This is a genomic window from Pedobacter sp. UYP1 (assembly GCF_040547305.1).
Classification (GTDB): domain Bacteria; phylum Bacteroidota; class Bacteroidia; order Sphingobacteriales; family Sphingobacteriaceae; genus Pedobacter.
In genome coordinates this window covers 142,661-150,646 of the sequence record NZ_JBEPPL010000005.1, presented here as the reverse complement: position 1 = coordinate 150,646, position 7,986 = coordinate 142,661, and the positions used below count along the sequence as shown (strand labels likewise).

Here is a 7,986-nt window from a genome sequence, read left to right as displayed (position 1 = left end):
AAAAGACTTATATTATGAGAAAGGTTAGATTAATGAGATCGAAACTATTTTTGCTGTTGTTCTTTACAACTTCCAGTCTGGTAGCTACTGCGCAACAGGACATACAGTTCAGCCAGTATATATTTAACGGTTTAAGCGTCAACCCTGCTTATGCGGGCTACAAAGAAGACATGTATCTGAATACCACCTACCGGAAACAGTGGGTCAGTTTCCCAGGAGCACCTGAAACCGGAACGGCCTCAATAGACGGAGTTGCAAACTTATCCGGTAGTAAAACTGTAGGCCTGGGCGCCCAGGTATTATGGGATAAATTAGGACCGCAACAGTCTTTATCATTCTATGGCTCCTACGCTTATAGAATAAGATTGAATGATGAAGATGATAGCAGGTTATCTCTGGGACTGGGTCTTGGGATCAATCAATATTCTATTGATGGAAACAAATTCTCACCTATTGACCAGAATGACCCGAATATCCCGGTTGGTAAAGTGAGTACACTGAAACCCAATGCCAATTTTGGTATTTACTATTATAATCCAACATTCTATGCCGGTTTATCGGTACTGGATCTGTTTCCAAACAATATGTACGACAATATATTTATAGGAAGCAATGACTATGGCAACCTTTCCATTAAGAAAACCAGGCACTATTATTTTACAGCGGGTACTATGCTGACTTTAAGAGAAGATATCAAGATGAAACCTTCAATTATGATTAAAGACGATTTTAAAGGGCCAACCAATCTTGATTTCAATGTTTTCTTTTTATATGCTGACCGCTTCTGGTTAGGGGGCTCTTATCGTACAGGTGTTAAATTATGGAGCAAAAGTGCCTTGCAAAGTAGTTTAGAAAATGCAGATGCGATGAGTATAATGGCAGAAGTTATGGCAACTGACAGATTACGTTTAGGTTATGCTTATGACTTTACAACAAGTAAACTGGCTAATTATCAAAGTGGCACACATGAAATCTCTATTGGGTACTTGTTATTCAACAAAAGAAGAGGAGAAAGGACAAGCAACCCCCGTTATTTTTAATTAAGATAACTAGTCAGACCATATTAACATAGAATTAAATATAAAAGCCAGATTAAATATAATCTGGCTTTTTCAATGTAAAAAAAATAGATATTTTTAACAATAATTAAAATTCATTACCTTCAGTATATATAAAGAAGAATATATGAAAAGATTAATTTTATTATCAGTATTCGTTTGCAGTATGCTTGGATCTCTTTCCATACAAACCGCAAACGCTAAAACCATATCCTTTACAGAATCAAAAAGAGAAAGGGTTTATTTCGGCGATCTAGAATATGGGCAGTTTAGAATTGCACTCTATGGAGAAAGACGCACAGGGAAGATAGAAGTAATTCAACTGTATGATTTTGCTCAGCAGAAATCTCTTCCCGCAACCGTTTCCAATGGCTTCGTTTCTTCAGGTCTGGCAACACTTGCGATTACTTATTCTGACAATGGGACAAACACAACGCTGAATATCTATCAACAACCATTATTAGAATTTAATTAACCTGAATCTCTGGAAGAGATAAACTCTTTCAGAGATTCTTATCAAATGGAATGATTAATGTATAACTTCCCTATACATTAACTACCCTACCTACATCATGTTCTTCCAATCTACCAACCGTATGCAAGGAATATGTAAAAACATTACTTTATTACTGTGTTTAACTTATGCCCTAATCGCTGTATCCTGCAATTCTGTACCTGAGCCATCACAAAACCATAAAGCACATTTTGATACGGTAATCAACCAGGCTTCTACCTTTATTGGAAACGGTAAGCCTAAGCAAGCCGCAACTTATCTTGATTCGGCTTATCACGCGTTTGTAAAACCGGGGGTCAAAGATTCTTATAGAAAATATGAGAATATGATTAACATTTACCTGCACTATGACTTCGATACAGATAAAGCCAGACTCTATACTGATAGTATCTTTCAACTCGTAAAGGGCAAAGAAACACTGTATAAAGAAGAATATACAAATGGATTTTTTTTTCTTGGGGAAGTGCTGATGGCAGAAAAAAGATATACTGAAGCATTCAAAAGTTATTACGACGGAAGATCCTTTGCGGAAAAGAACCTGGAAGATTGTTCTCTTTCTATTTTCAGCAATAAATTGGGATTAGTCAGGTTCTCACAGGAACAATATCGTAAAGCTATCCCCTATTTGAAAGAGGCCATTAAAGAAAATAAGGAGTGTAAACCGAACATGGGATTTGATTATCTCTTTATCTTTCCACAAACCTGCATGAATACAATAGCCATGTGTTTTGAACGCTCAGGTCAACCCGATAGTGCTATTTTTTATTATCAAAAGGCCCTCACATTTATCGCAGGTAAAAAAGGTCATTTTCCAGGGAGGGAATCATTCATTTCTTCTGCCAATGGGGTGATTTATGGAAACCTTGGAGGTATCTATGCTAAAAACAACAATTATGATCAGGCCGAAAAACACCTGACACAAAGCATTTTGATCAATGATCATCAGGGCTATGATATTCAGGACGCACAAACTGCCAAACTTAAATTAGCAGAATTGTATATCAGGTATTCAAATTTTAAGGATGCAGATCGTCTTTTAAATGAATTGCAAGTTTATTTATCCAGTAAATCAGGTACAAATCAGGTAAACTTTGGAACCAGGTTAAATTGGTTCAGGCTCAGATATGAATATCATGATAAAAGAAAAGAGCCATTAACCGCTTATCCTTACCTGAAAAAGTATCACAAAGGCCGCGATTCCATTTATAAGATTGATAAACATCAAAAAAATATTGATATAGACCAGGCATTCAAAGATACTGCACAAAAGTATCGGATGACTTTGCTCAATAAAGACAACCAGTTAAAAACAGCCTATCTCTCTGCTGCAATTATTTGTATGCTGATGGTCATGATTATTCTCTTTTTTATTTGGCATAACCTGAAGCGTTCCAGAAAATTGAATAAACAAATCAGTGAACAAAATATAAACATGCAGCAGACCCTGGACTCACTTGAGCAAAGCCAGGAGGAAAATGTGAGGGTGATGATGATCGTGGCGCATGATCTGCGAAACCCGATTGGAAACATTACTTCAATTGCTAATTTAATGCTCACAGAACAGGGGCGTTCTAAAGATGATCTGCAAATGCTGGATATGATAAAGACTTCAGGACAGAACTCTCTTTTTCTAGTGAATGACCTGTTAAAATCAAATAGTAAAATAGAAAATCTTCAGAAAGAACCTGTTGATTTATATGTACTGCTGAATTACTGCGTGAACCTGCTCCGGCACAAGGCAAAGGAGAAAAATCAGCAATTGATTTTACATGCCATACAAGTAACCACTTTACTAAATATGGAGAAAATGTGGCGGGTAATGAGTAACCTGATCGGAAATGCAATTAAATTCAGTCCCGAAGGGGCTACGATTACAGTCAGTATGGAAGAAAAACCAGACTCGGTATTAATTGCCGTGAAGGATCATGGTATAGGCGTACCAGCAGCTATTCAAAACAAGATCTTTGACATGTTTGGTCAAGCCAAAAGATCTGGTACAGCAGGCGAGCAACCCTTTGGATTGGGACTAGCGATTTCGAAACAAATTATTGAGACGCATGGTGGAAGAATATGGGTGGAAAGTGAAGTGGGTCAGGGCTCTGTATTTTACGTAGAACTTCCGCTTAACTAGTGGGCTGTTTTTTCTTTAATACAGTCTGAAAAAACAAAGAAAGCAATACCACAAGTAAACAGCCTATCACGTTTAACCATAAATAAGCTACTACTTTCTGATAACCACAAATACAAACTACAGCCTCAGTGGCAATTGCAGCGTAAAACACCGCTCTGCCATTGACATTTTTCAAGTAAAAAGCGACTAAGAATACGCCAAGGATAGTTCCATAAATGTAAGAACCCAGAATATTAACAGCTTCAATCAGGTTCCCTATTTTACTGGCGTACAAAGCCATTGCGATACAAACCAGGCCCCAGATGACCGTTGACCATCTCGACGCTTTTAAATAGTTTTCTTCAGTTGCATCCTTATTGATCAGTCGTTTATAAATATCAATCACACTGGTCGAAGCCAATGAATTTAAAGCACTTGCTGTAGATCCCATAGAGGCCAGGAATATAATTGCAATGAGCAATCCTATCAGCCCCTTAGGCAGATACTTAGTAACAAAGCTTAGAAAGATATAGTTATTATCATTGACATCAGCACCGGGGTCATTCTGCAACATCAGGTCCGTCACCTGTTTACGAACAACCTTTGTTTGCTCATCGGCTTTCTTCAATGCAATCCTTTGCTGATCAATTACAGGCTTGTTCTGCTGATCTAAAGCATCGTTTAATTTATTAACTTCAGTTTGTTTCTCTTCAAAGGCTTTCTCATAATCCTTTTTCAGCTGATTCAACTGAGGATTATATTTACTTTTCTCCAGTTTATTCAGCTCAAAACTATTGAAGAATACTGGCGGCTTATTATACTGATAGAAGGTAAAAACCAATACGCCAATTAAAAGTATCAAAAACTGCATTGGTATTTTCACCAGGCCGTTCATAAGTAGTCCCAGCCTGCTTTCACTTACCGATGCACCAGTTAAATACCTGCCTACCTGGCTCTGATCTGTTCCAAAGTAAGATAGCTGGAGAAAAAAGCCACCTATTAACCCACTCCAAACCGTATAGGGATTATTCCAGTCAAACTTAAAATCAATGGCATTGGTCCTGCCCATCTTTCCGGCAATACTGATGGCCTTACCAAACCCGATATCTCCCGGGAGTAAGTGCACAACCATGATCCCGGCAGCAAACAGTCCACAAAAGATAATACTCATTTGCAACATTTGCGTATAAGAAACAGCCTTAGTTCCTCCATAAACTGTGTAGGCAACGACAATACCGCCAATAACTAAAGTGGTATAAGTGGTATTGATATCCAGGATAGTAGACAAGATAATTGAGGGAGCATAAATGGTAATCCCCGTAGACAAGCCTCTTTGTATTAAAAACAAAAAAGCAGTCAATGCCCGGGTCTTTAAGTCAAATCGCTGTTCCAGATATTCGTAAGCTGTATACACTTTTAGCCGGTGAAATATAGGAACAAAGGTTACGCAAAGCACAATCATAGCCAGTGGCAAACCAAAGTAAAATTGCACAAAGCTCATTCCTGAAGAATAGGCCAGTCCTGGAGCAGATAGAAAAGTAATCGCACTGGCCTGAGTAGCCATCACTGATAAACATACGCTATACCATGGCAAAGACCGGTTCCCCAATAAATATCCATCAATGTCTTTTGCACCCCTGCTTTTGTAAACGCCGTAAGCGACAATTGCAATTAGTGTACAGCATAAAACTGCCCAGTCAATATAACTCATTCAAAATATCGGGTAAATAGGTAAAAGCACAGGATCAGGAAAACCAGCCAACCTGCAAGCAACCAGTAAAACTGTTTCCAGCTTTTTACAAAAGGTGGCAATTCAGTGCTGCGTTTTTCTGTTTTCATTTTATGCTGTATTATTTAGAGATCAGGTTTACAAATAATCTGTATGCCCCGGGAACACCAGCAGGCAGCTCTCTGAAAAAGGCGAGAGAAGTATAAACAAACTTACCTTTTCCAAAATCAGTGACGAGTAATGAACCATTACTTGCCTGTTCTCCGGTATCATTCATCTGTAAAATCGGGGTATAATGTGCATCAATGCCTGTGGCAAAATATAAACCGCGTTCCTGAACCCAACCTTCAAAATCTTTAGCTGTAATTTGATTAGGGAAGTTTAATGCAGGATGAGCAGGCTTCAGGAAAGTAACTTTCGCATCTTCCTCGGTAACTCTGTCGCGGCTAAGCTGAAAAGGATAAGGCCCCAGGTCTGTAATTTTGAGCGGAGAATTTACATTGTACTGTACCAACAAAACTCCACCCTCTTTAACATAACTCATTAGCTTTGGCTGCATGAGTGCTATTTTATCATTGATATTATATAACCGTACACCGGTAATGATCGCATCATAACCAGAAAGGTTACCGTTGATAACCTGGTTTTCAGTTAACCTGGTCACCTGGTAACCGATTTGCGTCAGTGACTCCGGAATTAAATCTCCGGCACCTGCAATGTAACCAATTCTCTTACCGGCAAATTTCAAATCAACTCTTTCTACGCGGGCTTCTGCTACAGGAAACAAAGTCTGTACAGGAATATGATCATATCCAATCACCTTCAGCCCTTTTTGATAGGTTTCTCCATCCACCTTTACGGATAAAGAGAATTGACCACCAGAAACCTGACCAGCAGGTGTTACCGTGAATTCAACGTTTCGCTCCTCTCCTTTTCCATGAAGTTCAAAATCAAGCTTTTCCGGAGTAACTTTCCATCCGGAAGGAATAACAGGCTGAAGTACACCTTTAGCATTTGCTTCAAAACTCTTCAGTTGTACAGTAATAGTTTTAGGAGAATTATTGGTAAATACAAAAGAATGTTCGGCCAGTGTAGCTGTAACGGGAGGCGCAACCACTAAAGGTTGGTAGAGTTCCCCTTTTACCGGGTCCGTATGTTTATACACTAGTGGTCGGGTAACTTCAATAGACTGATTGCCAAATAATACCCTGAATACTCCGGCCGCAGGAGCTATAGCTTCTGGTAAACTTAAGTTCTTTAAAGAATCAATAATATAGCTGCCTATTGGGTGCTTTTTCTCCAACCAATAAGGTTGAGTCAAACCGATTTGACGGGCTGAAATTTTGAATTCAGCAGTCAGCATCCGGTCGGGGATCAGTTCTTCGGTATGTTCCGGATTTAGTTCCTGTAAAGAGATTCTTATCGGAAAATATTTTCTTACTCTTGATATTGCATTAATAGTGACAGGAATTGAATCGTTAATAGCATAAGATGGTTCAGGAACAGATGTCTCTATCCAGATACCTGCACAGGCCAGGATCAATTCATCAAGCTGCTCATGTTTAAAAGGTAAATTCCTGACTTCTTCTCTTAGTTGTAATAAGGCATTGATCGATTTTGAAGGATCTGAAGAATCATAGTCAGCAATCAATGTATTAAGTATTTGTTGTGCTTTTTCCGTCCCTTTATTTCTGTCAAGATTCAGGTTCACTCCGTCAAACAGGTCTGTTTTGGCTGCCTGTCCATCTACCGGGCTAAAAAACTCTATAGCTGAGCCACGCTGTTTTGCTGATCCGAAACCTTGGCTTTTATGATTGGAACGGCTTTCGGCTGCAATTTCCCCATAACTTTTGCCTAATAAGGGATTAAAAACACCAACATCTATTTTCAGCTGATCATCGGCAGTGGTATTGGTAGAACCGAAGTTGAAGGTATTCCATAGAATGCGTTTCGCTTGCCAGACTTTAACTTTTTTCAACTGTTCAGGAAAACGATTGGGGTCTGCCGCGGCAGTAAAAGCTTCTCTTGCAAGAATTGCTGAAGCCGCATGATGGCCGTGCCCCGCACGTGCATCTTCCGGGAAACGGGTAATAATCACATCCGGTTGAAACTTACGGATTACCCAGACCACGTCCGAAAGGATTTGTTCTTTATTCCAGATCTTAAAGCTTTCTGCTGAGTTTTTAGAGAAACCGAAGTCGTTTGCCCGGGTAAAAAACTGTTCTGCACCGTCCATCCGCCTTGCAGCTAAGAGTTCCTGTGTACGGATTAGTCCTAATAACTCTCCTTGTTCAGTACCAATCAGATTTTGTCCGCCATCGCCTCTGGTTAATGATAAGTAACCTGTCCGTACTTTTCTCTCCTTAGCGAGATAGGCCAATAGCCGGGTATTTTCGTCATCAGGGTGTGCCGCGATGTATAAAACACTTCCAGTAACGTTTAGGCTAGCTAATCCTTGCCTGATTTCCGCAGCATTCAATTCAACTTGCTGGGCTTTTCCAAAAAATGGGGCATAGGATAGTAAACAAAGAAAAAACAGACGATTCCGCATAACAGGGTTAGATCAATTGTCGAA

At 39.3% G+C, this 7,986-nt stretch carries 5 protein-coding genes; 3 read left to right on the top strand and 2 right to left on the bottom strand.

The genetic code is table 11. The features are described from left to right. Window positions 1-14: 14 nt before the first annotated feature. From ABIB30_RS12730 to ABIB30_RS12720, 3 genes are all read left to right on the top strand, one after another. Window positions 15-1,040, top strand: a complete 1,026-nt coding sequence (locus ABIB30_RS12730; RefSeq protein WP_354302553.1) for a PorP/SprF family type IX secretion system membrane protein — start codon at window positions 15-17, stop codon at window positions 1,038-1,040. A gap of 145 nt (window positions 1,041-1,185) precedes the next feature. Next, window positions 1,186-1,533, top strand: coding sequence for a hypothetical protein (locus tag ABIB30_RS12725; RefSeq protein ID WP_354302551.1), 348 nt, complete (start codon window positions 1,186-1,188; stop codon window positions 1,531-1,533). 121 nt (window positions 1,534-1,654) lie between these two features. After that, window positions 1,655-3,703 carry a tetratricopeptide repeat-containing sensor histidine kinase gene (locus ABIB30_RS12720; RefSeq protein ID WP_354302549.1) on the top strand — a complete coding sequence of 683 codons (2,049 nt, stop codon included), beginning with the start codon at window positions 1,655-1,657 and terminating at the stop codon, window positions 3,701-3,703. Here ABIB30_RS12720 and ABIB30_RS12715 read toward each other — a convergent pair. Next, window positions 3,696-5,393, bottom strand: coding sequence for a sodium:solute symporter family protein (locus tag ABIB30_RS12715; RefSeq protein WP_354302547.1), 1,698 nt, complete (start codon window positions 5,391-5,393; stop codon window positions 3,696-3,698). The two genes, ABIB30_RS12720 and ABIB30_RS12715, sit on opposite strands and share 8 nt — an antisense overlap. A 139-nt stretch (window positions 5,394-5,532) precedes the next feature. After that, window positions 5,533-7,962, bottom strand: a complete 2,430-nt coding sequence (locus tag ABIB30_RS12710; RefSeq protein ID WP_354302545.1) for a PIG-L family deacetylase — start codon at window positions 7,960-7,962, stop codon at window positions 5,533-5,535. Window positions 7,963-7,986: the final 24 nt, after the last annotated feature.

What these genes read in the sequence shown, in the direction of transcription:
- ABIB30_RS12730 (WP_354302553.1), top strand. Translation starts at nt 15, where the DNA reads ATGAGAAAGGTTAGATTAATGAGATCGAAACTATTTTTGCTGTTGTTC.
- ABIB30_RS12715 (WP_354302547.1), bottom strand. Translation starts at nt 5,393, where the DNA reads ATGAGTTATATTGACTGGGCAGTTTTATGCTGTACACTAATTGCAATT.
- ABIB30_RS12720 (WP_354302549.1), top strand. Translation starts at nt 1,655, where the DNA reads ATGCAAGGAATATGTAAAAACATTACTTTATTACTGTGTTTAACTTAT.
- ABIB30_RS12710 (WP_354302545.1), bottom strand. Translation starts at nt 7,962, where the DNA reads ATGCGGAATCGTCTGTTTTTTCTTTGTTTACTATCCTATGCCCCATTT.
- ABIB30_RS12725 (WP_354302551.1), top strand. Translation starts at nt 1,186, where the DNA reads ATGAAAAGATTAATTTTATTATCAGTATTCGTTTGCAGTATGCTTGGA.